Annotated in this window: 23 protein-coding genes; 4 read left to right on the top strand and 19 right to left on the bottom strand. The window is 54.7% G+C overall.

From position 1 onward, the window contains the following. Window positions 1-58: 58 nt before the first annotated feature. The 4 genes from MKY58_RS11085 to MKY58_RS11070 form a co-directional block, all read right to left on the bottom strand. Window positions 59-808: a glucose 1-dehydrogenase gene (locus MKY58_RS11085; RefSeq protein WP_339324563.1), complete on the bottom strand. Its 750-nt coding sequence runs from the start codon at window positions 806-808 to the stop codon at window positions 59-61. 144 nt (window positions 809-952) lie between these two features. Continuing rightward, the gene (locus MKY58_RS11080) at window positions 953-1,390 is read right to left on the bottom strand and encodes a DUF2500 domain-containing protein (protein WP_339324562.1); all 438 of its coding nucleotides are present in this window, start codon (window positions 1,388-1,390) and stop codon (window positions 953-955) included. A gap of 211 nt (window positions 1,391-1,601) precedes the next feature. Then, window positions 1,602-2,891, bottom strand: a complete 1,290-nt coding sequence (locus MKY58_RS11075; protein WP_339324561.1) for a hypothetical protein — start codon at window positions 2,889-2,891, stop codon at window positions 1,602-1,604. A gap of 274 nt (window positions 2,892-3,165) precedes the next feature. Next, a complete protein-coding gene (locus MKY58_RS11070; RefSeq protein WP_212948564.1) occupies window positions 3,166-3,843 on the bottom strand; it encodes an SOS response-associated peptidase in 678 nt (225 codons plus the stop codon). A gap of 104 nt (window positions 3,844-3,947) precedes the next feature. Here MKY58_RS11070 and MKY58_RS11065 point away from each other — a divergent pair, with 104 nt between their 5' ends. After that, on the top strand, window positions 3,948-4,214 hold the full coding sequence (locus MKY58_RS11065) for a LysR family transcriptional regulator substrate-binding protein (RefSeq protein WP_339324560.1): 267 nt from the start codon (window positions 3,948-3,950) through the stop codon (window positions 4,212-4,214). Window positions 4,215-4,233: 19 nt separating this feature from the next. Here MKY58_RS11065 and MKY58_RS11060 read toward each other — a convergent pair whose 3' ends face one another. The 3 genes from MKY58_RS11060 to MKY58_RS11050 form a co-directional block, all read right to left on the bottom strand. Beyond that, window positions 4,234-5,124, bottom strand: coding sequence for a Virginiamycin B lyase (locus MKY58_RS11060; protein WP_339324559.1), 891 nt, complete (start codon window positions 5,122-5,124; stop codon window positions 4,234-4,236). Window positions 5,125-5,148: 24 nt separating this feature from the next. Beyond that, window positions 5,149-5,781 (bottom strand): streptogramin A O-acetyltransferase Vat(I), encoded by a 633-nt coding sequence (vat(I), locus tag MKY58_RS11055; protein ID WP_339324558.1) that lies wholly within the window; start codon window positions 5,779-5,781, stop codon window positions 5,149-5,151. Window positions 5,782-6,082: 301 nt separating this feature from the next. Then, window positions 6,083-6,883 carry an alpha/beta hydrolase gene (locus tag MKY58_RS11050; RefSeq protein ID WP_339324557.1) on the bottom strand — a complete coding sequence of 267 codons (801 nt, stop codon included), beginning with the start codon at window positions 6,881-6,883 and terminating at the stop codon, window positions 6,083-6,085. Between the two features lie 203 nt (window positions 6,884-7,086). Between MKY58_RS11050 and MKY58_RS11045 the strand changes: the two genes are divergently transcribed. Further along, the gene (locus MKY58_RS11045; RefSeq protein WP_339324556.1) at window positions 7,087-7,629 is read left to right on the top strand and encodes a DUF1697 domain-containing protein; all 543 of its coding nucleotides are present in this window, start codon (window positions 7,087-7,089) and stop codon (window positions 7,627-7,629) included. 108 nt (window positions 7,630-7,737) lie between these two features. On the opposite strand, the gene MKY58_RS11040 is transcribed toward MKY58_RS11045, so the two are convergent. The 3 genes from MKY58_RS11040 to MKY58_RS11030 form a co-directional block, all read right to left on the bottom strand. Next, the gene (locus MKY58_RS11040; protein ID WP_339324555.1) at window positions 7,738-8,571 is read right to left on the bottom strand and encodes a carbohydrate ABC transporter permease; all 834 of its coding nucleotides are present in this window, start codon (window positions 8,569-8,571) and stop codon (window positions 7,738-7,740) included. 12 nt (window positions 8,572-8,583) lie between these two features. Next, window positions 8,584-9,474, bottom strand: a complete 891-nt coding sequence (locus tag MKY58_RS11035; RefSeq protein ID WP_339324554.1) for a sugar ABC transporter permease — start codon at window positions 9,472-9,474, stop codon at window positions 8,584-8,586. Between the two features lie 90 nt (window positions 9,475-9,564). After that, on the bottom strand, window positions 9,565-10,983 hold the full coding sequence (locus MKY58_RS11030; protein WP_339324553.1) for an ABC transporter substrate-binding protein: 1,419 nt from the start codon (window positions 10,981-10,983) through the stop codon (window positions 9,565-9,567). A gap of 437 nt (window positions 10,984-11,420) precedes the next feature. Here MKY58_RS11030 and MKY58_RS11025 point away from each other — a divergent pair, with 437 nt between their 5' ends. After that, window positions 11,421-16,262 carry a S8 family serine peptidase gene (locus tag MKY58_RS11025; RefSeq protein ID WP_339324552.1) on the top strand — a complete coding sequence of 1,614 codons (4,842 nt, stop codon included), beginning with the start codon at window positions 11,421-11,423 and terminating at the stop codon, window positions 16,260-16,262. 57 nt (window positions 16,263-16,319) lie between these two features. Here MKY58_RS11025 and MKY58_RS11020 read toward each other — a convergent pair whose 3' ends face one another. The 5 genes from MKY58_RS11020 to MKY58_RS11000 all read right to left on the bottom strand — a co-directional run bounded on the left by MKY58_RS11020 (window position 16,320) and on the right by MKY58_RS11000 (window position 20,960). Continuing rightward, a complete protein-coding gene (locus tag MKY58_RS11020; protein WP_339324551.1) occupies window positions 16,320-16,670 on the bottom strand; it encodes a hypothetical protein in 351 nt (116 codons plus the stop codon). 287 nt (window positions 16,671-16,957) lie between these two features. After that, a complete protein-coding gene (locus tag MKY58_RS11015) occupies window positions 16,958-18,562 on the bottom strand; it encodes an amidohydrolase (RefSeq protein ID WP_339324550.1) in 1,605 nt (534 codons plus the stop codon). 161 nt (window positions 18,563-18,723) lie between these two features. After that, window positions 18,724-19,614 (bottom strand): aldo/keto reductase, encoded by an 891-nt coding sequence (locus MKY58_RS11010; RefSeq protein ID WP_339324549.1) that lies wholly within the window; start codon window positions 19,612-19,614, stop codon window positions 18,724-18,726. A gap of 90 nt (window positions 19,615-19,704) precedes the next feature. After that, the gene (locus MKY58_RS11005) at window positions 19,705-20,478 is read right to left on the bottom strand and encodes a glucose 1-dehydrogenase (protein ID WP_339324548.1); all 774 of its coding nucleotides are present in this window, start codon (window positions 20,476-20,478) and stop codon (window positions 19,705-19,707) included. Window positions 20,479-20,510: 32 nt separating this feature from the next. Then, entirely contained in the window at window positions 20,511-20,960 is a 450-nt protein-coding gene (locus MKY58_RS11000) for a GNAT family N-acetyltransferase (RefSeq protein WP_339325120.1), read from the bottom strand. A 238-nt stretch (window positions 20,961-21,198) separates the two neighbouring features. Between MKY58_RS11000 and xerS the strand changes: the two genes are divergently transcribed. Then, a complete protein-coding gene (gene xerS, locus MKY58_RS10995; RefSeq protein WP_339324547.1) occupies window positions 21,199-22,281 on the top strand; it encodes a tyrosine recombinase XerS in 1,083 nt (360 codons plus the stop codon). Window positions 22,282-22,415: 134 nt separating this feature from the next. Here the strand turns inward: xerS and mobB are convergent, their stop codons facing one another. From mobB to MKY58_RS10975, 4 genes are all read right to left on the bottom strand, one after another. Then, window positions 22,416-22,934, bottom strand: coding sequence for a molybdopterin-guanine dinucleotide biosynthesis protein B (mobB, locus tag MKY58_RS10990; protein ID WP_339324546.1), 519 nt, complete (start codon window positions 22,932-22,934; stop codon window positions 22,416-22,418). Next, on the bottom strand, window positions 22,931-24,208 hold the full coding sequence (gene glp / locus MKY58_RS10985; RefSeq protein ID WP_339324545.1) for a gephyrin-like molybdotransferase Glp: 1,278 nt from the start codon (window positions 24,206-24,208) through the stop codon (window positions 22,931-22,933). The genes mobB and glp overlap by 4 nt, the downstream gene beginning before the upstream one ends. Before the next feature lie 101 nt (window positions 24,209-24,309). After that, window positions 24,310-25,074 (bottom strand): DUF4247 domain-containing protein, encoded by a 765-nt coding sequence (locus tag MKY58_RS10980; RefSeq protein WP_339324544.1) that lies wholly within the window; start codon window positions 25,072-25,074, stop codon window positions 24,310-24,312. Window positions 25,075-25,084: 10 nt separating this feature from the next. Then, entirely contained in the window at window positions 25,085-25,591 is a 507-nt protein-coding gene (locus tag MKY58_RS10975) for a DUF4178 domain-containing protein (RefSeq protein WP_339324543.1), read from the bottom strand. Window positions 25,592-25,633 lie beyond the last annotated feature (42 nt).

The raw sequence follows: 25,633 nt of genomic DNA, 5'->3' as shown, positions 1-25,633 counted from the left end.
AATGGTCGGAGAAAGAGAAATACTGGAAGGCATTAGGGCCAACTGCGCAGGAGAAAAGTTACGGTTCATAGATCATTTTCCGCGTCATGCCCCCGTCGATCACCAAATGAGTCCCGGTTACGAAGGAATTGTCCGGGTCTGCCAAATAGAGGCAAGCCTTGGCGATATCCTCCGGTCTGCCTACCCTGCCTGCCGGATGTTGTTCATGATCGGCCGGTTTTAGCGAGTTGTAGTTTTGCGTTTCAATCCAGCCGGGGCTTACGCAATTGACGCGGATATGGTCCGGTCCGAGGGAAACGGCCATGGCATGGGTCAGGGCTACGATGGCCCCTTTCGAAGCGGCATATGCCTCCGAATTCGGTTCCGACATCAGCGCGCGCGTGGATGCGATGTTGACGACGGCTCCCGATACGCCGTTCCTTTTCATGGAGCGGGCCGCTTCGCGGGTCGCCAGAAAGCAGCTTCGCACGTTCGTGTTCAGCACGTCGTCCCATTCGCCGACGGACAGCTCAAGCGGGGATTTCCAGCGGGACACCCCGGCGTTGTTGATCAGCACATCGATTCTGCCGTATTCGTCCTCCGCGGCTTTCATCAGCTGCCGGATATCCTCTTCTTTGCGCACATCGCATGGCACGAAGATGGCTTGTCTGCCTTCGTTGCGGATCGCAGCCGCAGCTGCTGCGCCTTGATCTTCGTTCAGATCCGCCATGACGAGTTTGGCGCCTTGCTCGGCAAATGCTTTGGCGACGCCGAAGCCGATGCCTTGGGCCGCACCGGTGACAACCACGACGATATTTTGAAATGTCATATGGATTCCTCCTTTAGTCTAACCTTACCCGATGCTTCTACTTTAGATTCAATTGTCTTCCCATTCAAGCATATTAGCAAAAACAAAAAGACCACATCCTTTGGAAGATGCAGTCCACTCATTTGATTTTGCCATCGGTACGCGTCATAAACGCTCATAATTCCGATAACGCGCCCCCGTCTCGGCTTCGCCGGCAAACCGCATACGGCGCTCAAAACCTTTGAACCGGGTGCCTTGAAACGTAAGCCTTCCCGTATCCCCTTCCGCGCATAATCCGAACTGTTTTCCGCTGACGGGAAACTCCATGCGGTCCCCGCTTTCCACTTCGAACGTAATATAGTAGACCGTATTCGTATGGCTGGTCATCTGATCATTCGGCTCATGCGTATGGCGCTGGTTGATTTCGGTCCGTTTGCTGACGATCCGGGAGTCGACCGTGAGAACAGGCTGTTTGTTGTTCCGCCCCCACTGCAGCAATCCTCTGCCGACAGACACGGCAATGATACCGATCACGGCGACAAAAAAGATCGGCATGACTTTTCCGAAGAAGTCGAACATCCAAAATGACGAATCTCCTGGCATGCTTCCCCCTCCTTTTCGACTTTAGGCTGAGCGATGCTCCTCTAGCGGGCCTGTTCATAACAAGTATATGCGGGGGATATGACAAAAAAACCACTAGTCCTTGTCAGACAAGCCTTTCCCGAACTTTTTCCCTGGTATTCGAACCGGACAACCGTTTCCCTGCCGAACGCAAAAAAGCGAAGAACCACCGTTCTTCGCTTCCTTTTACAACTTACAACACTCTCCACGTTGCACCGCCGTCCGTCGTTTGCAAAAGCCTCGAGCTCCGCTGCTCGCTGTTTCCGATCAAAAGCCAGCCTACATGCGGCGACGTAAATTGCAGCTTCACGACTTCGGGATACTCCTGAAGCTTTTGCTGCAGCACCTCGTTCTTCGTGATTGCAAGCCAAGTCTTGCCCTGGTCCACCGTATGGTACAGCGTACTGCCGACAAGCGCCCAGCCTTCAGCGGGATTGATGAAAGTAGGCCGCAGGGATTGGTTCAATCCTTCGCTCGAGGGAAGGCCGAAGTTGACGAATTTCCACGTGTCGCCGCCGTCTTCCGTGAAATAACCGTTGTATTTCGTACTGTCTCCAAGCTTGCAGCCGATCGGAATCCATCCGTCCTTATGCGACCCGAAAAATTGAAGGTTGCCGGCCGCATAGGAAATGCACGGCTTCAGCTTTTCCCGGTCAAAAAACGCCGGGCCCGAAGTCCATTTTTTGCCCCCGTCCTTCGTCCGGTAGAGCTTGGGTTCCCCCAATTCCTGAATCATGGCGTATCCGTTCATGGAGTCGGTAAAGTTTATGCCTACCGTATAACCCAGATGAGGGATCGGGGCGCCGGTGTCGGATCTTCCCGGATCGTACACCGTGTTCTGCATCGCGATATTCCAGACGGCCCCGCCGTCATCGGTGCGGTAAAGCACCTTGAGCTCCTTGCCCGTCGACGACTCTTCCGTCGTCATGAGCCAGCCGTGCTGCGGCGAATTGAAATGGATCGCGGAAACCTTGTTTTTTTGGGGGATCGAGGAGATGTTCCAATTTTCTCCCCCGTCGCTCGTATGAAGCACGATCGTCTCCGACATGCCTGCGGGATCGCGGACGATCCAGCCGTTTTGCGGATCCGTAAAATAGACGTCCTTTCCATACCTGGGATTCGCTGCGAACTGCACGTTCGCCGACGGCGAAATGTTAACCCAGGTCCGGCCGTTGTCCTCGGTCAAATACATGCGAAGTTCATTGCGGGTTAATCCCCAGGCAATGCCTTGAGTTTCGCTTAGAAGCTGGAATTCCGTAAGTTTGGTATGAATTTTATATTTGCCTGCATCATGGTTTACCTTGTTCGCTTCGCTCGGCGCCACCACCGTTAGGGTCTGGCCGTCACCGGCCGCCGATTCGGCGGAATCCTGCAATGCGGGAGCCGACGCCGGCTCCGCGGTCTGTCCCTCCTCGGAAGAACATGCGCTTAACAATAGGCTGCATAGCAAAGCGATGCCAACGAGTTGTCTGCCCCACTTCATCCTAAGTTCCTCCTCTCCTGAGGACAGCCTGTCCTTTCAAAGAAGCCCCCAACTCAATTAATATAACATATCGGCAGAGTTGAGCCAATTCCGGCGGGTCGTCGGCAGGACCATCAGATACGCAATCCCAAAAAAAGGATTCGGAGGCGTCTGGAAGCAAACGTAAAAAGCGCCTAAACTTCCCGGTCGGGATGTAGACGCTTGTCACGTAAAACGTAAACTATGGTCAGCTGTTTGACCGCTTCGATCGCTGAATTTTAAGGAGTGCTTCGGCCTATTGCTTCACCCAGGCGGTACGCAAATCCATCTCGCGGATGCATTCTTCGCTGTCATGCCCGTCGTTGCCGATGAGCGGCGTAACCGGATATGCCTCCATCTCTTCGTCGGAATAGGTTTGCAGGAGCGAGCTTAACGAATGAAAAGCCGTGTTTTCTTCATTCAGCCAGTCCTTCATCGCTTCCTCCGGCAAAATGGCGGGCATGCGGGATTCCTCGAAGTCCCCGATCAGTCCGTTAGCCCCGGTCATGACCAGCGTGAACGTCCGCAGCGGCTCGCCGTGATGGTCCTTCCAGATTTCATACAAGCCGGCGACTCCGAACATCCCGCGGTTTTTCAGCACGACGCGGACGGGGTAAGCTTTTTTGCCTTCCTTTTTCCAATAATAAAAGCCGTTGCACGGAATGACGCACCGCTGTTTTTCGATCATTTTGCGGTACGTGGGATTTTCCTTTACCGTATGCAGATCGGCATTGACCGCATCCTTCCCCCAATAGGGAATGAAGCCCCAGCGGAATTCGTCCAGGACGCGTTCGCCGTTTTGCTGAAGTATGACCGGCGTGAACTGGGTCGGACTGACGTTGTATCGGTTTTTGTAGTAATACATCACGCGGTCAACCTGAAAATGATCCATGATCATCGGCAGGTCGGCAGCCATTGAATAACGCTGGCACATGCAGCATCACCCTCCTCTTTGGACGTTAGTTTCCGCCAAAAGAGGAAAATTATGCATGATTCCATGAGAAAACGTCGTTAAACCTGAACGTCTGGATGACCGGTTTGGCATGCTCCAGCTCGGCGCTTACCGGAAACCGGTCCGTCCTGCAGCTCGTAGGCGGCGCAGACCGGAATTTGATCCAATTCACCCCAAGCGGCTTTGGGCTTACGATCATCGCGCGCCATTTTATCACGGAGGAACTCGCCTCGGGCAAACTGGTCGAAGTGCCGCTGGTGCCGCCCATCCCCGAGCGCCATGTCGGCATAGCGACCCTGAAGGGAGTCCTGCTTTCGGCGGCTTCGAAACATTTTATTCAATCCTTGCCATAAGTCCGATGTATTTCCCGGTTCATTCGGCAACCATCAGTCGCCCGATCCGGTCGCATTCCTCGGCGAACCAGACGTCCCCGCCGGCGGATACCGCAATGCCATGCGGTTCCGCTTTCGCGGTTGGGATCGCATATTCCGTGATTTTTCCATCGATCGTGATCCTGCCGATTTTATTGCCCGCCCACTCGGTAAACCAGAAATCCCCCCGTATTCCCGGCGCGATGGCGTGCGGGCGCGCATTCGGCGTCGGGATGTCATATTCCGTGATCGCGCCGCCGGGGGTCATTTTCCCGATTTTATTTCCCATAATCTCCACGAACCAGATCGCTCCGTCGGGTCCGCATGCAAGTCCAACCGGGCCGGATTGTGGCGTCGGAATGTCATATTCGGTTATTTCGCCTGCCGTGGTGATCCTGCCGATTTTATTTCCCTGGTTTTCCGAAAACCAGAGCGCTCCGTCCGGCCCTTGGGTGATAAAGGAAGGATATGCTTTGGCATCGGGCAGTTCGTATTCCGTGATCTCCCCCGACGAAGTGATTTTGCCGATTTTGCCTGCATTCATCTCCGTGAACCATACGGCTCCGTCCGGTCCTTCCGCGATTCCGAAAGGCGCCGCGTTGGCTCCCGGAAGCGTGTACTCCTTCAAGGAACCGTTCGCCTGCAATTTCCCGATGCGATTCGCATGATATTCGGTGAACCATATGTCCCCCCGAACATCCGAAATGATCGACATCACGCCCGCTTGCGGGGTCGGGACTTCAAACGATGACATCTCGCCGCCGTCCGTGATTCGCCCGATCCGGTTTCCTTTTTGCTCCGTGAACCATAAGGCACCGTCTTTGCCGCAGGCGATGCCGTACGGGCCCGATTCGGGTTTCGAAACCGCATATTCAACAAAGGTCGTTTTCATGGGATTACCCTCCTTAGAAGTTCATCATTGCTGCTTCATGGTACGCATCGTCTCGATATCTCCGCTGACGATCGCACCCATGAACTTTTGGATGACGGCGATCTCCAAGTCCCACCATCTCAGGTCAAGCAGCTCTTCTATGATCTCCGGCGAAAAGCGCTTCCGTATTTCCTTTGCCGGATTCCCACCTACAATCGTGTACGGCGCAACATCCTTCGTGACGACGGCTTCCGCCCCGATGACCGCCCCGTCGCCGATCCGCACGCCCGGCATAATCGTTGCCCGCCTGCCGATCCATACATCGTTGCCGACGATCGTATCGCCTTTGATCCTCAGCTGCTCCAACGTCGGCGCGTATTGCTCCCATCCGTGGCCAAAGAGGTTAAACGGATAGGTCGAACCATCCATCCTGTGATTGCCGCCATCCATCATAAACCGCGTTTCCGGGGCAATGGAGCAAAACTTGCCGATGATCAGCTTGGTCCCGATCACTTCGTAATGGTACAGGACTTGGTCCTCAAAGGACTCGCCGTTCGCCGAATCGTAATAAGAATAATCGCCTGCGATGATGTTGGGCTTCGTAATCGTATTTTTAATAAACTGCACATTGCGGTATCCGGGAATCGGGTATTTTTCGCTGGGGTTCGGTCCTGTCATTGAACAATCATCCTCCGTCATAATAGATGAAAACCGCCCGACCCAGGGACAACCAATCATAAAAAAAGCCCCTGTTCCGGACATCCGGACAGGGGCAGGCAGACGCAAGCCGCGGTTCGTTCCCTCAAAGGGAACGTCTCGCTGCACGTCCATATCTATAAAAGCCCGCACTAATCCTATCCGGAAAAATGATCGTCGATCTCGATTTTTCGCTGGAATAGGATTAGTAGATCATTGGTCTTGGGTTCACCCTTTCAATACTGGTTGGATTAACCATATCACACGCTTGAAAAGGAATCAACTACGCTTTGAAAAAATCCGCCAACACGGGGGCAATCGCATCAGGGGATACATCGTGTCCTTGACCTGTCAAAGCCGTATATTCGGCATGTTTGACGCGATCCGCAACGGCTTGTGCCGCATCGCGAAACATCGGTTCGCTTTGGTCGCCGTGGATCGCCAGCGTGGCAGCGGTTATGGAAGACCATTTACCGGCCGGCAAAGGTTTGCCCGCCATGACCTCCCGGGAGATCATGCCGTCATAGGTCAGCGTATGCGCCGTTTCCTCCATCTCCTGCCACATCGGGTCCGCTTTCATTGGAGCCAGGTATTCTTCGGGAATGAGCAGCGCTTGCGTCATAAATACCTCGATGGCTTTTCCCCGGTTCCCCGCGCCGATGGCAGCCTGGATTTGCTCGACATAATCTTCCGGCAGCGGTGGACGGCTGTCATCCAAAATAAGCGGAGGCTCATACAAAGCCAGTTTCCGCACTTTGCCCGCAAGGCGGTCGGCAGCCTCGAGCGCCAGGATCGCTCCCGAAGAAATTCCGTAAACGTATGCGGACCCGCCTGCTGAATCAATCAACGCCTCGATATCTTCGATTTCCCGCTGCACCGTATAAGGAAGCGTATCGCCGCTATCCCCGCGTCCCCTCCGATCGTAGTTTATCACGGTGAAATGCCCTGACAGCAGTCCGGCCAGCTGGATCCATTGCGGGTGGTGACGCGTACCCAGCGCACCTGGGACGATAATCACCGCGTCCCCTCTTCCCGATTGCTCGAATGCGATTTCCGTACCGTCTTTTGAAATGATCTTATTCATCATATCTCTCCTCAGCATGAATTGGAGCTGCTGGCGGGTGAGAAAACTACTAGCGCCCATTGCAGGCCGCTTGAACTTTGTGAACGATTGGATGCTTCCAAAGCCATTTTTATTGCAACGTTAATAAAGATTCTGTAAAATCCATACATACAGATTGTACCATTTCCATAAACCTATTTTTGACGGGAGATGAATTGCAGAGCATGACCATTTATGTCGTTTTGCTCCGGGGCATCAACGTCGGCGGACATAACAAAATCAAGATGGCCGAGCTTCGGGAAGTTCTCGAAAAAGCGGGCTGCCGGCAGGTACGGACTTATATCCAAAGCGGAAACGTGGTGTTGGCCTCCGGGCTGGACGGAACGTCTTTGCGAGAGCTGATCGAAAGGGAAATCAACGCCGCGTTCGGCCTTAACGTTCAAGTGATCATCCGCAGCAAGGAAGAGTTTGAAGCGATGATAAAAAATTGTCCTTATGACGACGCCTCGCTGCAGGAAGGAGAAACGCTCCATGTATCGATGCTTTCAGGCATCCCCTCGGCTGAAGGCATGGAAAAGCTGGCGGCGGTGGATCGCGGCATCGACGAATATACGATCATCGGCACCGAACTCTACATGTTCGTCCGCAACAAATTCAACGAATCCAAGCTGGCGGACAGTTTGGGCAAGTTGGGCACCCCCGGCACGGTGAGGAATTGGAAGACGATACGAAAGCTGGAGAGCATGGTTCAAGAGCTGCAGCCGTAATAAAAAAAGCGAAGGAATTCAACGGGCGGATCGCCTGGCGTTCCTTCGCTTTTTTAGGTTTTTCCTGCAGGGCTAACCCGTCAGCCACACCGTTGAAATGAAACTCCTCTATCCCTTCGTTCCTCCCTGCATGCTGAATCCTTTGGACATAAACCGCTGCGAAAGAATGTACAGCACGATCGACGGAATCGCGTAAAGCACCGAAAACGCCGCCAGCCTGCCGTAGTCCACCATGCCGTATTGGCCGAAGAACTGGTATAACTTCAAGGAAGCGGGGAAATTTTCCGGGCTTTGCAGCAAAATGTAAGGGACAAAAAAGTTGCCCCAGCTGCCGGAGAACGTAAAAATCGCCACCGTGCAAATCCCCGGCACCATCAGGGGCGCCACGATTTTCCGGATGCCCGTAAACACCGAAGCGCCGTCCACCCATGCCGCCTCCTCCAAATCTTCGGGAACGGAGTCCATAAAGTTTTTGATCATCCAAATGCCGTAAGGCATGGACGAAGCCACGTAAAAAAGCACGACGCCGACCACGTTATCGTACAGCTTTAAGGTCAAAAACAGCTGATAGACGGGGACCATCACCGCGGTGATCGGCAGCGAGGTCATAAACAGAATGGTCAGCATGAACGGTTTTTTGAACTTCAACTGATAGCGGGACAACGGATAGGCCGCCAGCAGCGCCAGAAGAACGACGATCACCGCTTGCCCGAGCGACATCAACAGGCCGATGGCAAACGCCCGCTGGTTTTCGCGGTTCGTCAGCACATCCACGTAGTTCCCAGGGGTTACCTGCTTGGGCATTTTGAGCGATTGCATCGCATTCGGATCGACGGAAGCCACGAGCACCCACAATAGCGGCAGCAGAAAACAAATCCCGATGAGCGACAAGACGACATAAGGAAGGATTCGATAGATAATTTTGCGCTGTTTGGCGTTCATACGAAATCTCCTTTACTTTTTGAACGAACGGATATAAAACAAGCTGAGCACGATGCCGAGCAGCAGCAGGAGAAGCGAAATGGCCGTGCCGTAACCGAGCTGGTAGTTCACGAAAGCCTGGTTGTACATAAAAATCGGGAGCGTCGTCGTTTTGGTGCCCGGACCGCCGCCCGTCATGGCATAGATGAGACCGAACACGCCCAGCGTTTGCAGCGTGACGAGCATCGCGTTGGTCGTGATCGTTTCGCGGATGTAAGGGATGGTGATGCGCAGCAAGATTTGCAGCTTGGACGCGCCGTCCACGACGGCGGCCTCTTCGATTTCGCTTGGCACGTCATCCAGCGCCGCCTGAAAAACGAGCATGGAAAAAGCGGTACCGTGCCATATGTTCGCAAGGATGACGGTCAGCATCGGAACGGTAAACAGCCAGGTGACCGGAGAGATGCCAAAAAACGATATGATCGCGTTCAGCGTGCCTTCGTCCCCAAAAAAGCTGTACAAGCATAAGGCGCACACGATCTCGGGCGTGACCCATCCGGCCAATACGACGGTGCCGATGACGCGCCGGAACGTCTTGTTTTTATGCTTCATTAGCAGGGCGATCAGAAAACCGAGCACCTGCTGGCCGATCACGGCCGATCCGATCAAAAAGACAAGCGTGTTCCATATGCTGATCCGGACCGTCGGGTCTTGAAACATCCGGGTATAATTGTCCAAACCGACAAATTTCAGCTCTTTGGCCGCTTCACCGGTCAATGCCAAATTCGTAAAGGAATAAAAAAACGTCAGCAGGATCGGATAGATAAAAAACAGCAGCATGATGACGATGGACGGCAGCAGGAAATAGAGCCAAGTCCAGTTTCTTTTTTGAAGCTGCGGGGATGATGCCGAAATCCCTCCCATGTTGAAGCCTCTCCTTTCTCGGATGAATGCGAACACCGCATGCCCGCGCTTCGCACCGGATGACGGTTCAGCGCAGGCATGCGGTGCCGTTTATTTTTCTATTGCATGATCCTGCCCGACGATGCGGGTGACGTCCTGCGCGTACTTGTTGGCGGCATCGGCCGCGGATGTGCCCGTGGCGACCGATTCGACCATCGTTTGGATTTGCGTCGACACTTCGGGATATTTGTCCTGGGCCGGCCGGAATTCGGCGTTTTTCAAATATTCGGTCGCGATTTCGTTAAACGGCATTTGGGTGTATTCCGGATCTTTGGCGACATCGGCGCGCACCGTGATGTTGCCGGACGACATGACGAGCTTTTGCGTGTTTTCCTTATTCAAAGCGAATTTGATAAAATCCCATGCCTCGTCTTTGTTCTTCGCGTTGCTCGGAATGGAGAGCGCCCAGCCGCCCGCCAGCGTGATCGTTCCCGGCGCCTGGCCTTTGCTGGTCGGCATCGGGGCAAAACCGAGCACGTCTTTGTACTCGGGCCACGGGGAAGCCCCGCCTTCCAGGTAATTGCCCGTAATCCAGGAACCGTCGAGCGAAATCGCCAGCTTTCCTTTGGGGAGATATTCGCGCGTCGCCGTATTGCCGGCCTGCCCGTTCAACACTTTGGAGAGCGGCGGGCCCAGCTTTTCCTTCGCGACCGTCTCGATAAAAGCAAGCGCATCGTTGATGCCTTGGCTTTTGACGATCCATTTTTTGCTGGCGTCATCGTAGAGGCGTTCGCCCGTTCCGTACAGCAGCATTTCGTAGGTCTGCATCGAGGTGGCTTCCCCCGTTGCCTTGCCAAGGTTCATCCAGATCGGAACGACGTCGCTGCCTGCTTTTTCCTTGATCGTTCTGGCCGCGGCGAGCACCTCATCCCACGATTTCGGCTTCCAGTCTTCGGGAAGGCCTGCCTTCTTGAAAATCTCTTTGTTGTACCAAAGCCCCCTCGAGTCCGTATTGTACGGCACGCCGTATACTTTGCCGTCGCTGGCGGTCACGCCTTTTTTCATGGCTTCGATGAACGAGCCGTTGCTCCAGTCCTCCCAACCTTTCAGCCTGTCGTCCAGCGGCTCCAGGAAGCCGGCGCTGGCATCCGAATTCAGCATGAACGTATCTTCGGTCACGATGTCCGGTGCGGTGTCTTTCGATTTGAGAGCCAGTGCGATTTTGGCAAAATAATCCCCTTCCGAAGCCTGAATCGGCGTCGGCTTGATTTCGACGTTTTTATTCGGATAGGACGCGGACACCTCTTTGATCCATTTGTATAACGTTCCTTTTTCCCCGGTGCCGTCGTCGCGGTAAGTGATCGTAATCGTTTTCTTTTCGGTCGCGGCTTTATCCCCGCCGCCCTGGGATGGGGCAGGATCATTCCCTTGTGCTTGAGGGGCCGAGCTTGAACCCGAGTTTGAGCAGCCCACCGTCACCGCAAGCAGCAAGGCCGACGACATCAGCGCCCATTTACTTTTTGCGAGCATCTTCATATCCCTCCTTCGTTCGCTTTGAAAGCGATTCCGTAATTCATCTTTATTGCGCTTTGTCCGCAAATATTCAGGCAGGCCGCAAAAGTTCAGAGAACGATCTCTGGAGAATCCGGCCGATTTTTGCAGGATCGTTTTCGCCCTCCCCCATGTCCTGAAACCTATCCCGAACGACAGGAAGAGATGAAAAGACGAAACAACGGACGGTTCGGAGCGTTCGTCCCCGCAGAGGAAGATAGGCAACCGATTTCGACACCTCGAAAACGACGGCGTTCGCCAGGCCTGATTCTAAAGGCTGTCCCTCTTCGGTCTCATACCAGAGAAATGTAAAAATTGTAAAATGTAAATGTATTTTACTAGTGTTCAATTATCGCAAGGAGCAAAGGAGGGCCGCATTCGCAGCATTTCATTATCGATTCTAAGGAGGATATGAATTGAGCAGAAAAAAGCCGTCTAAAGTTCGCAGCTATTCCATGCTTGCGCTGAGCACCGTGCTTGCGGTAGGAATCACCTCCCCCAGCGCGGTCTTCGCATCGCCGGATCGGTTAAAGCTTCCGGAACAAACCCAAATCAGTCTCGACTCCCTGCTGAAGCAAGGGCAAACGGCAAAGGATTTGCTAAAACAGAAAGCGCCGGATCTTCGTGCATTTTCTGCATCGAAGCAGCCTCTTAATTTGGTGGAGGAATCGGACAGCAGCGAGCCCATTTCGGTCATCGTTCAGCTGCAGAACGATCCGCTGAAAGTATACGAAGTCAAACCGTCGACCCGTGCACGCTCTTCGATCGGCAGCTATCAGGCACAACTGAACCAGGAGCACCTGAAGTTCAAATCCGCGGCGCTTGCCAAAACTTCCGCCCAATTCACCAAGGAATATTCGAAAGTGTTCAACGGTTACGCCGTCACCCTGCCGGCCAATCAGGTCGACCAGCTGTTGGCGCTGCCCGGAGTCAAGGCGGTGTTCCCGAACGAGGAGGTCCATGCGCTCCCGATCGAAGAGAAGCCGGAAATGACTCCTTACATGGACGAAAGCGCCCCGCTCATCGGCGCAAACGAAATGTGGGACTCGGGATATGACGGCAAGGGGATTAAAGTAGCCGTTATCGATACGGGCATCGATTACAACCATCCCAGCTTGAAGGATGCCTACAAAGGCGGATACGATTTTGTGGACAACGATGCCGATCCGATGGAGACGCTGCCGGATCCCAGCAAACCGGTTAAAAACGGCAAACCTTACGATACCTCCCACGGTACACACGTATCCGGCACCATTGCCGGCCGCGGAAACCCGGAACATCCCGATACGGGCAAAGGTTGGGTCCGCGGGGTAGCTCCCGCTTCCGACCTGTACGCCTACCGCGTTCTCGGCCCTTACGGCTCGGGCAGCACGGAAAACGTCATCGCGGGGATCGAAAAAGCGGTCAGCGACGGCGTGGATGTCATCAACCTGTCGCTGGGATCCTCCCAGAACAATCCGTATACGCCGGATTCGATCGCCGTGGATAATGCGGCATTAGCCGGCGTCACCGTCGTCGTGGCCAACGGCAACGACGGTCCCGGAGCCGAAACCGTGGGCAGCCCGGCTTCCGCCCAGCTGGCGATTTCGGTCGGCGCTTCGACGCCGCCGCTCAACACGCCTATTTTCATATCGGACAGCTTAGGCACGGTCTTCGCCCAACTGGCGGCCGGTTCGGCCAAACTGGACAATACGGATGAAAAGCTGGAGCTGGTAAACGCGGGACTCGGCAAAGCGGATGATTACAAAAACGTGAATGTCGCCGGAAAAACGGTTCTCGTCTCCCGAGGCGAAATCTCTTTTGCCGAAAAATCCGAAAACGCCGCCAAAAACGGCGCAAAAGCACTCATCATTTATAACAATACGGCGGGGGAAATCAACGCCACGATCGCAGGCGCCAAACAATCCGTGCCAACCTATACCATTTCCCAGGACAGCGGACTGAAGCTGAAAGCGGCCGTCGAAAAGGGAGATAATCAGGTCGCCTTCAATTACAAGAAGGAGCAGGATTTGCTCGCCGACTTAAGCTCAAGAGGCCCTTCCCTGCCGCATTACGGCATCAAACCGGACATCGCCGCCCCGGGCGTCGGCATCAAATCTTCCATTCCGGCGTTTGACGGAGACTATGCCAATGCGTATGAGGAATTGCAGGGAACCAGTATGGCAACGCCTCACGTAGCCGGTTCGGCCGCGCTCTTGCTCGAGAAAAGCCGCAAAGACGGCCTCAGCTTGAAGCCGGATCAAATCAAAGCGTGGTTGACGAACAACGCGGTGCTGATGAAAGACCGTCAAGGCAACCCATACGGCGTAAACGAACAAGGCGCCGGCCGCGTCGATTTGAAACATACCGCCGATGCCCAAGCGATCGTCAAAGTCGAAGAGCCGTTGCCGGTTCCGCTTCAGGACGAAACGCACCAAACTTCCTATTCCGGCAGCCTCTCCTTCGGCCTGCTAAATGCTGGATCGACGGTGACACGGAAGCTGAGCATCGATAATATCGCAGGCAGCAACCAGCACTACGCCGTATACGTCGATTGGGCGAGCAACAGCGGTCTGCAGCTGATCCCCGAGCTGTGCGATATCCATCTGAAGGCCAACGAGTCTTCATATGACCTGCCGGTTACGCTAACCATTCCGGAAGGAACGCCGGAAGGCATCTATCAAGGTCATATCCAGTTCACGCAGATGAAAACCGGACATCAGCTCCATGTGCCTTTCAGCGTATACGTCGGCGAAACCTTCGAACAGCCAGCCATGACATCCGTAGAAGTGGATCCGATTTATCTCTCTACGGCCGAAGGCGGCAATGGGATGGCTACGGTGTATTACTCGTTGAATGAGAAGGTCGAGGATTATGGCTTCTACCTATTTGGCCCAACCGCGAACGACGATAACTTATCGCTGCTTGGCCTAATTTACAGAGAGGATTTCCAAAATAAACTCGATCCGTTCTACTATTCGTTTGATTGGGATGGGACGATCATCGGTTTGAACGGAAAAGAGACGAAGTTGAACAAGGACGCCAACCCTGACGGGATTTATGCCCTGGTTCCGGTCGTCTTCCAAGCGGGCGAAGAGGAACCGATTCTGTTGGAGGACTCGCTCAAGGAATTCCTTTTGGACAATACGGCGCCTACAGCCGTGCTTCCCGAGAAAGTGACGGTAAATGCCGAGAAACCAAATGAAGGCATATTGCAAGGCAGCATTGAAGACGACTTGTTGCTGCAATATCTCGGTACCGCCCAAGAATACGTCCATGTGAAAGCGGTCGTGGATACGGCCAATAACCAGGAATTTGCGGGCACGATCGATGCTAAAGACAACTTTACCGTCAAGTTCCCGTTAACGCAGGGATCGAACAAAATCCAGCTCTTCGTCTACGACGATGCCGGAAACGGTTCGGCCGTGCCGGCCAAAACCTATGAGTACGCATTAAAAGACGGCAGTACGGCCGTTGGACTCGCTACGGTCCAAGAAAGCGTGTATACGAACGAACCTTTTGACGTTAACGTTCATTTCGAGGGTGCCGAAGACGTTCAACGCATGACCGTCGACGTCACGTACGATGCCGAACTGAAACTGAATCAAGTAACGCCGGGCGCCAAAGACATTCAAGTCGAATCGCAGCAAAACGTCGCCGCAGCCGGCCATGCCGACGGCAAAAAAACCGTGACTTTCGGCTTCGAGCTGGACCAACCGGCGAAAACCGGCACGTTGGCCCATTTCACGTTTACGCCATCCGAACCTGGAATTTTCTCGCTGGATCTCAGTAATGTAAAATTGTGGAATGCCGAACAAAAAGAAGTTGCTGCATCGACGTTAACCGGGATCCAAGTTAAAGTAACCGACCGGAACGTTTCGGATGATTCTCAGAATCCTGACCAAAACAATCCGGTGACCGAGCCTGACAAGGGATCGGAACAGCCGGGCGGCAACCCGTCCGCTGAACCTTCCAAGGACAACCAAACATCTGGCTCCTTGCAGGTCACCAGAGAGAAATTCCAATCGGCTCCATCCGTGGAAACATCCGAAAAACCGGTGCCGAACCGAATGCCTTGCTCGAAACCTAACCCGAATCCAGGCAGCCCGGATCCCGATCCGAATCCAGGCAGCGGGAACGGAGGCGGTAACGGAGGCGGTAGCGGAGGCGGTTCATGGTCCGGCGGAGGATCGGCATCCCAAACGCCAAGCACGCCACCCGGCACGAAACTGGCTGCCGGCGTGTTGACTGAAAAAGGTACCGGCGAGCAAAAAACAGCCGAACTGAACGTTGATGCCTCATATCTGATAGGACAGCTCAACAAATCGGACAGCAAAAACGTGACGGTAGACCTTAGCGACGCATCGTTCGATTCCTATCATCCGTTCACCCTGAAGATCAGCAGTACGCTGACGGAGCAGCTGCTGAAATCGGGCAAGCCATTGATCATCAAAGGCAAAGGTTTTGAGATCCACGTTCCGGCCGGCACCCTCAAAAGCTTCGTGGCGAAAGACGGGCTTTCCGTCTCGTTCAGCTTTAGCGGTACCGCTGCAGGAACGATTCAAGCCCCGGCCGGAGGCAGCGCAGGTTTCGTTTCAGGCGCCCTGACGATCAACGATCCGGCGACGGCCCTGACTTCCCCGTTGTCCATTACGCTGGCGCTCGATGCCGGGAAGGTGAAAAACCGCGGCAAAGTCGGCATCTTCACGAAAAACAAGGAAGGCGTATGGACCTATGCCGCTTCGGGCAATAACCAAACCGGATTTGTCACGTTCCAAACATCCAAACTTGGCGCGTTCAGCGCGGTTGAAGCCCTCAAAACCTTTAACGACATCGTCCATCATTGGGCCAAAAACGAAATCGAAGTGATCGCTTCCCATTACCTGGCGAACGGCAAGGACGCAACGGATACTTATAAACCGAATGACCCCGTGACGCAAGCGGAATTCCTGTCCCTGCTTGACCGGCTTCTTGGCACGGGCAAAACATGGAGCGACCGCGCGGCCGAGACAGGTTCCAGCCATCCGTTAAGCCGGGAGGAGCTCGCCGCATTGCTTGCTCAAGCATTAGGCGCCGGTTCGACCGGGGGAGGCTCTGATCTTGCCTTCAAGGATGGGGACGATATCCGGGATTCCGCCAAAGGAGCCGTTTCCTATGCCGTTGAAAAAGGGTATTTGAAAGGCAATCCGAACGGAACCTTCAATCCGAAAGGCAAATTGACCCGGGCTGAAGCCGGTATCATCTTGTACCGCATTCTTCAAGAGCTGCAATCCAAATAAAACCACGCTAAAAACGGCAGGCAGCGGAGAGGATTCTCCGCAACGCCCGCCGTTTTTTCATTTTACCCGATCCACCTGCAGCAACGTGATCTCTTTGCATTCATACGTGTCTTGGAGCGCTTCTTCTTTGACGACCCCCAGCTTGACCAGTCCGGCGATTTTGCCGGGGTCGGATTTGGAGAGCAGCTTCCACACTTCCAGATCCGGAAGCGCTTCGAACAATTTCTCGTCGTCGTATTCCTTGCGCGTTTGCGAGACCAGTTTGACCCGGTAAGGCCCGGAGATGAAGTCCGCCGTCCCTTGTTCCCTGCAATAGCCGATGATTTCATCGCGAAGCTCTTTAAGCTCCTGCTCGGTTTCTTTTTGCTGCTGTTTCAGCTGAAAATACCTTTTGACGATCTTTTCCATGTCCTGATCACTCTCCCCTTCTACTACATGTGTATGCAGCAAAAGGCACGGATTAGGACGCCTGGCGCGGCTCGCCTATAAATCTTGCGGTAGATCTGCCCTCCTTTTTTAGACCCTTGAGCTGTAGATAGAGACTATGAAAAAGCAGGATGTGATCGAATGGTCAAGGTATGGGCAGATACGATGTTTTTCTATTGTGAATTTTTCATATGATGATATTTTATCATATATGGCTAACTGTTGTTGCCACAAGCTAAACCGATCCGGACGAGATTCGGATGTTTCCTTTATTCCGCCCCGCCTCGGCCCTCGTACACGACGTTTCCGTTCACTACCGTCATTTGGACGATATCCTGCAGCAGCACATCCGGATCTTCATGAAACGGATCGCGGCGCAAAATCGTGAAATCCGCCGCATATCCTTTTTCGATCATCCCCCGATCCGATTCATGGCCGCCAGCATACGCGCTCCCTCTCGTATACAACGCAATCGCCTCGTACATGCTTAACCGCTCATTTTCGCCATAAACGGTATCCTGAAACGGTTTGGTGCGGGTGACGGCCGCATGGATGCCTTCGAGCGGGGACACCTTTTCGATGGGCGCGTCGGAACCTCCGGCACATGGGATGCCCTGCTCCAGCAGCGTCCGCCAGGCATACACCAGCCTCTCCCCGGGATCGCCGATCCGTTCCATGACCCATGGAAAGTCGGACGCGACAAAACTCGGCTGAATGTCCGTGATGACCGGCAGCCGTTTCATCCGCGCCACCAACCCGGGGCGCAATATTTGGCCGTGAATCAGGCGATCCCTTTTCCCGTCCGGGCAAGGGTGTTTCTCCAAATGCGCGAGCACCAATTCCGCCGCCCCATCCCCGATCGCATGCGCGGCAACCGCCATGCCGTGAGCTCTTGCTTTCATGACCAAGCGATCCAGCTCAGGCTCCGCATGAACGGCGACGCCCGAAGTCGACGGGTCATCCGCATACGGCCGGCTGAGCAGCGCGGTTCTGCCGCCCAACGCCCCGTCGGCAAACAGCTTCATGGCCCCGAACTCGAGCAGCGGCGACCGGATCTGCTCCCCCCGTCCCGCGGCGAGCCATTCGTCCAATGCCAAATGATGAACGAGCAGATGGGCCCTGAAATGTTTTTGCCGCCCATGAATCACCGTGTCGAATGCGCGCATGGTCCGGCTGCAGCTGCCATAATAACTTAAATCCTCCGTATGGCCGCCCGTCAGCCCCTTGGCCCAGCAATCTTCGATGGCTGCCGCAAGCGCCGCTTCCAAATATTCATCCGTCGGGCCCGGCACGGCACGCAGGACAAGATCCTGGGCGGACTCCTTCAAAATACCGTTCAGCCGTCCGTGCGCATCCCTTTCCAGCACGCCTCCCGCCGGATCCGGCAGGTCATCGTCGATGCCTGCTGCCTGCAAAGCCGCCGTATTGGCGGCCATCATATGCCTGCACACCCTGCGCAGCAGCACGGGATGCTCGGGAGCCGCGGCGTCCAAAAGTCCCCTCTCCGGCTTTCCGGAGTCATCCCATTCGTTTTCGTTCCAGCCTTCGCCCAGGATCCACATCCCTTTCGGGAGCACCGACGCCTGTTTCTTAACGGCTTCGAGCACATCGTCTCGGCTGCGGCAGCCTCCCAGCTGGAGCTTGAGGAAGGTTTCGCCGTGACCGATCAAATGCATATGGCTGTCCACGAACCCCGGGAACATCGCCGCGCCTCCCAAATCCCGAACCTCATCGATCTTTCCGCGATATGTTCTTTCCAGCTCGTCCAACCGCCCGGCATCCCGGATCGCTCCGCCTTCGGTGTACACCGCTTCCACCGTATGGGATTCCCGCAACATCGTGTAGATGGTGCCGCCCTTCCACAACGTCCCCATCGTATTCCTCCTTTGCTCTGATCTCTTTTAACTATTGTGAATTTTTCATATGTTGAAATATTAATCAAAGGACCGGCCCCCGTGTCCGTATGCCCCGCCTGCAAACAAAAAAGCGGCCTGTTAGGGCCGCTTTTTTGCGCATTCGTCAGCCCGCCGGCCGATCAGGTTTTACCCACCCAATCTTCTCCGGCGACCTGCTTCCAGCGGGCACGTATGTTTTCGTATTCCGGGCCGGACAACGTGCTCGTGCGCAGCAGCTCCGCGTTTTCCGCCCATCTTCCCGGCTTTTGCGTGCCGACCACCGCCGTATGCACGCCGGGTACGGTCAAAGCAAAACGAAGCGCCGTTGCGACGGCCCGATCATGATCCGCCAGGAAGTCATATCCGAGCTCTTTCAGCCGTTGCCAGTAGACGTAAGGATATGCTTTTTCGGACAACGTCTCGTATGTCCAGGCGACATTGGCCACGGGCCTTTTCGCGACCACGCCCATTTGCCGCTCCACGGCCTCCGGCAGCACCAAATCGATCCCTTCCTGGTCGGCAATGTTGAGCGATATCATCAAGCTGTCGAACAAGCCGGTTTGCACCGCGTAACGGGCATCGGTCCGGTCGCCGCTGTAGCCGATAAACCGCGTTTTCCCCTGCTGCTTCGCCTTTTGCAGCACCTCGATCACCGCGCCTTGGCGCAGTATTTTTTCCGAGCAGCTGTGCAGGTGGATGACGTCCACGTAATCCGTGCGGAGTCGCTTCAGGCTGCGGTCAATGCTTTTTTCCAGCATCGCGGGGTTCCAGTCCTCGTCTTCGAAACCGGCCGAATGGCCGCATTTCGTGAACAAATAATAATCGTCCCTGCGGCGGGATAACGCCTTGCCGATCAGTTCCTCGCTGTCGCCGTAGCATTCCGCCGTGTCAATGACGTTCAGTCCGGCGTCCAGCGCTTCGTTCAGCAGCTTTTCAACCTTGGCCAAGTCGGTTTCGGACCCGATTTCCGAGCCGCCGAAGCCAAGAATGCTGACTTCCATCCCCGTTTTGCCAAAAATACGCTTTTCCATCTTCCAGCCTCCTTATTCATCATACGTGATGTGAACCAGGTATCCTTCCGGCGAGAGCGTCTTGCTGATCAATCCTGCAGCATCCATTCGTTAAAAACCGTATATGCTCATGCCTCCATCGACAAGGAGGGTTTGCCCGGTCATGTAGTTGGCCGCGTCCGAAGCCAGGAACACGACGGGCCCGACGACCTCCTCCAGCTGTCCCACCCGATTGAGCGGCGTGCGGTCCAGAATGTCCTGCAAATATTGTTCGTCGCTTAAAAGCTTTTCGGTCAGCGGCGTCCGGAAATACCACGGTCCGACGGCATTGACCAAAATCCCGTACTTTCCCCATTCCAGCGCCAAAATTTTCGTCATATGGATCAGCGCCGCCTTGGTTGAGCCGTACACCACGCCGGTGCGAAGCGCAGTATGGCCCCCGACGGACGAAATGTTGATGATTTTGCCGCCGCCATGGTCTTTCATGTAACGTCCCGCCGTCTGCGACGCGATAAACGCGGACTTCAGATTCGTCTGCATGATCGTCTCCCATTCGTCGTCCGTCACCTCCAGCGCCGGCGTGCGGATGTTCATTCCCGCATTGTTCACCAAAATATCGAGTCGTCCGGCTTCGGCGATCAGCTTGTCAAAAGCGCCTTCGATTTCCTCCCGCACCGTAATGTCCGCAGGAATGACATAAGGCTTTGCATTCGTATGTTTGCGGATGAGTTCCGCCGTTTCCTCCAAATCGGCTGCCGTCCGCGACACCAAAGCGACGTCGCATCCCGATTCCGCCAGCCCGACCGCAAGCGCGCGGCCGATGCCGCGTCCCGCGCCCGTCACGAGCGCCGTTTTTCCTTCCAGCTTAAACGATGGCAAATACATGCTGTAAACGCTCCTCTCCATCCTGTCCTGTTTTAATTTATGGCATGAACTTTGTGCGACGTAAAATATTGGCTGACGTTCCCGCTCGACGGATGGATTTTCTCCTCGAATTGCTGATCCGTATATCCGCCGATCACTTTCCGCCAAAATGCCTGGGCGGGCAGGTTTTTTTTCACCTGGGTCACTTTCCACCGTCCCTGGAAGCGGTCGAAGAGCTCGCATGCAGCCCAGCTTCCCAATCCGCAGCGGCGGTATTTTTGCATAACGAAAAATTCGGTCATGTAATAGTCGCCTTCCTCCGGTTCGGTTAAACGGTCCACGAGCGCAAAGCCGGCGGGATGTCCCCCATGCGTCATCAGAAAAGGATATTTCCCCGTCCCCCTTCTCCAATAGTCGTCCAGGCCCGGATAGCCGGGAAACACGCCGTCCTGGTTCACTTCCAAATCCGTATAAAGGGTGAAATCATATAAATACAGCTGCATCAGGCCGGCAATGACCTGTTTTCGCCGCGCGGGCACGAGATCCAATCTGAAATCCACGAATTCACCTCTTTTTATCATGCAGGTATGTAGATCGTATCATATCCAATATATAACTTTGGCCGCCGCGGAGCAAGGTGAACCATTTTTGCCGATCATTCAAAGGTCTTGCGAGCCGCCCGAACGGATCCTATGGTAAAATAATCTTGTGAAGACCAACTAGACTCGAGGTGATGCCCGCATGAACGTACAAAAAGAAATCGACCGGATCAAGCTTGACGAAAAAGTACTGGGCATGCCGTGGTTTGTCCAGCAGTTTATCGACTACAAGCTGCCGGATCTGTCCCCCTCCACGCTTCTCGAATATGTGAGGGACTATGAAACGTTTTTTGGCTGGTTGCGTTCCGAAGGGCTTTCGAGCGCATCGGACAACAAAGGCGTCACGCTGCAGGAGCTGGAAGTGCTCCGGATGGAGAACGTCACCAGCTACCGGATTTTTCTCGCGACCAAACGGGAAGGGGCCAATTCCCGCATAACCGTGTCCCGGAAGCTTTCCTCCCTCCGATCGTTGTTTCATTATTTAAGCCAAATTGCGGAGGACGAGGAGTTTTATCCTTTGCTGAAACGAAACATCATGGCAAAAATCGAAATCAAACGGATCCACAAACCGAAAGATACCGCCGCCAAGCTGAAAGGCAAAATTCTCGAAGAAGACGAGCTGCTCGAGTTTATCGGCTACATTCTCGAAGGCTACGCCAAGGACGTCGAAAACAATAAACAGGCGCTGTATGCCCATGAGCTGAACAAAGAACGGGATGCCAGCATTACGAGCCTCATTTTGAATTCCGGCCTGCGGGTGTCCGAGGTCGTGAACTTGAACGTGGACGATATCGATTTGAACAACAAAATGCTGTACGTTTACCGCAAGGGCAACAACGACGAAACCTTCAAAACCCCGGTTTATTTCCGGGAGCAAGCCAAAGACGATTTGATGGCCTACCTGAATCTGCGGCAAACCCGCTATAAGGCGCCAAAAAAAGAAAAAGCGCTGTTCCTCGCTCTCGCCAACGGCCAAAACGAAGGCAGACGCATGACGAAACGGGCGATCCAGGCGATGATCATCAAATACGCCAAACGGTTCGGCAAACCTTATTTAACGGTCCATAAGCTCCGCCATTCTTTTGCCACGGACTATTACTTGCAAAACGACATTTATAAAACGAAAGAACAGCTCGGGCACGCTTCGACCGAAACGACCGAAGTATACGCCCATCTGACCGACAAAACGATGTCCGAAGCCATTGAACGGCGCGTGGATGCTTGATCCGTATATCAAAAAAAGGGAGAACCTTAACAACAGGTTTTCCCTTTTTCAGCTAGCCAAATACCTCGTGAATGAACGAGCCCACTGCCCGATATCTAGTTTGGATACCCCCACACCAACCAACGAATCGGCAATCAAGCCGGATCGGTGACCTGCCGGATAACCCAATCGGCGATCCCCTCATGATCGTCTTTGCCAAACCGCACAAGATGTTCGCGAGGTTCCCCGGCCGGGAATACCTGCGCCTCCGGCAGCCAACTGACGACGCCCGCTACGTTTTCCAACTCCCAAATCAGCTCCGTATCTTCGGCTCTTCTTACCATGACAAGCTTGGGATAACGCTCCTTCTTGAAGCCTTCCACCAGAATGACCTCATAGCCGCCAAAATCTTCGATGAGCTTCTCCAAAGACGTTTCTTCTTCGCGGATGACCGCCGTTTGCCGCGGGGACACGAGCGCGATCGCCGCTGCCCCCGCGGCCCGGTGGCGGTAGGAATCGGTGCCCGGATGATCCATTTCGAAATCATGGGCGTCATGTTTGATGACCGCCACGCGGCGGCCCTCCGCCTTCAGCCTTTCGACCAGCGCGCAGACGAGCGTCGTTTTGCCGCTGTTTTTGTAGCCGACGATTTGGCACACAAACGGTTTTTTCACAGCCTGTTTCCTTTCAGCATCAATATGTTCACCTTCGAGCCGGCAGGCGTCGCCTCTTTGGCCGGCGGAACGACGATAAGGCAATCGCTGTCCTTGATCGTCACCATGACGCTCGATTCGTCGACCGCTGCCGGTATGGCGTACAACACGCCGTCCCTGGCTTCAACTCTCCCCCGAACGTAACGCGTAAAAGCGTTCACTTTCGTATAGTCGCGGTCCAGCACCGCCGTCCATTCCGTAAGATAAGGCTGCTCGCTTCCCAGCGCCTGCTGGATGAATGGCCGCACAAACAGCTCAAAGCCGACGAAACACGCCCCGGGATTGCCGGATAGGGCAAACAAAAGCTTTCCGTTTTTCACCGCAGCCGTCGTGACGCTTCCGGGACGCATCGCGATTTTGTTATACAGCATGTCCACGCTGCCGCTCCGCACGAAGTCGCCCATGATATCGTAGTCGCCGACGGACACGCCGCCGCTTGTCACGACCGCGTCATATTCCTGCAGCGCTTTTTCCACCTTGGCTTTGGCAAGCGGGAGCTCGTCCATGACGGCTTCCAATATAAACGGCTCGCCACCGGCCTCGCGCACTTGGGAGGCTAACATATACGTATTGCTGTTGCGGATTTTTCCCGGCTGAAGCGGCTCGTCCACGGTTAAGAGTTCGGAGCCGGTCGAAAAAATGGCGATGCGCGGTTTCCGATAGACGGGCACCCGGTGAACGCCAAACGAAGCGAGCACCGAAATTTCGCCGGCCTGGATCCGGCGTCCGGGTCGGAGCAGGATCTCCCCTTCCTGCACTTCAAAGCCGATCGGCGTCACATTTTTCCCGGGTTCGATGCTTCGCTTGAGTCCCATTTGCACCCGTCCCCCATGTTCGCGAAGCTCGGTCATTTCCAGCATCACCACCGCATCCGCGCCTTCCGGCACCTGGGCTCCCGTCATGATGCGGGCCGCGGTTCCCGGCGTGATCGTTTTCCCGGAGACGGAGCCGCAAGGGATCTCGTCGATGACGTCCAGCCAGACCATTCGATCCGAGCCGGCGCTTGCCGTATCCTCCGATCGGACGGCGTACCCGTCCATGCCGGAACGGCGGAAACGCGGAAACGGATGCGGGGCCCGGATTTCCTCCGCCAAATACCGGCCATCGCTTTCTTCCAAAGGAACCGTTTCGATGGGACCGGGTTTCCCGTACGCCGCGAGCAATTGCTGGGCGGCCTTGACTTGCAGCGGTTTGCGATGGAATTTATCGCGTTCGTCTTTCGTTTGCATGTTCATGTCGTAAAACACCTTCCTCTTCTCGTTCACCCAATACACTCATGCCTCTATCATGACACAAAAAAACGCACGAATCCATGCTTCGTGCGTTGCTTTTCCCGTCATCTCCGCGACCTTCGCGTTATTTTTCCCGAACCGACCCTCGTTTTCGGCTTGGTGTACGACTTTTTCGGTGATTCGAACAAGCCGCCCGACCCGCCTCCACGGGATATTTTCCCCCTCGATGGGGTGGTCGAATCCGGTTTGCGGTCAAAGATGCTGCCCCCCGAGCCGACGCTCGAATCCCCTCCGCTCGAACCCCGGCGGAAGATCGAACCCTTTTTCTCCACCGTCAGCGGAGGCGCTACCTTTTTGTCGCTGGAAGTCGGGGCGTGGTACGTCCCTTGCTTCGGCTGGTAAATGTCGCGGCTGGAATACCCCCGGTATCCGCCGCCCCCGCCGAACGAGTCGAATAGGTGCCCGATGAGCGCTGCCGTCAGATAGCCCTGCAGGAAGCTTGAATCGTAGTTTTTCTGGACGTATTCCTGGGAATCCACTTCGATCAGCGTGTCGGTTGCCTTTTTGGGATCCTTTTGCAGATGATAATAATCATGGCCGTAAACGAGAAACATGTGCTCGGCGTCCTCTTTGGACATTTGGTCCGGCGTTTTCTCGTCCGATAGTTCCTTCGCTACTTCCGGGACGGTTTTATCCGCTGCGCGGTATACGTACGAGGTCGCATTGCCGCTTCGGTTCACCGATTCCAAAGGATACGTTTCCTTCACGTTCGGAGCGCCGATTCCGCACCCGGTCAAAAGCGACATGACAAGGCTGATGACAAGCAGGATTTTCAAGCTGAGCAGCGACCGCCCGTGTCGTCCTTTCATACGATCACTCCTAATTGGCCCGGATGACCCTTACGTCTCCCGGCAGCACTTTCTCTCCTTCGTAAAGCATGAAACGCCCGTTCTGCCATTCGATCCGCACCAGCCGGTAATCGTCCGATTGGTACTGCCAGACGTGTTGCGCTCCGCTTTGGGTAAACGGCGTTTTGCCGCTGATCATGACATGGCCTTCGTATTCTTCTTCCAGATAAAAAACGTTGTCGTCCAATTCCAGCTCGGTCGGAACCTCGCTCGGATTGTCGAGCCGTCCGTCGAGCGGACTGTACAGCGCATACTGCAGCGTTTCGCGCTCTTCGATGTGCAAATACATGATGGTGTTGCCGTCCTGAAGCGTAAGAACAACGGCGTTGCGTCCGCGGTTATGGACCCTTCCCGTCACTTCGTACGTCACCAGGGACACTTCGCAAATATCCCCCGGCATCAGGGAAAGCATGCTTTTTTCCGCTTTCGGCGGCTCGGGTTTGGCAAACAGGTTGCCGATACGTTTAAATACGCTCATAATGTGATAACTCCTTACGTTCCATACTTAGTCTGCGACGAA

This window comes from Paenibacillus sp. FSL W8-0194 (assembly GCF_037969745.1).
GTDB lineage: Bacteria > Bacillota > Bacilli > Paenibacillales > Paenibacillaceae > Paenibacillus_AQ > Paenibacillus_AQ cookii.
This window is presented reverse-complemented; position numbering and strand designations above follow the sequence as displayed.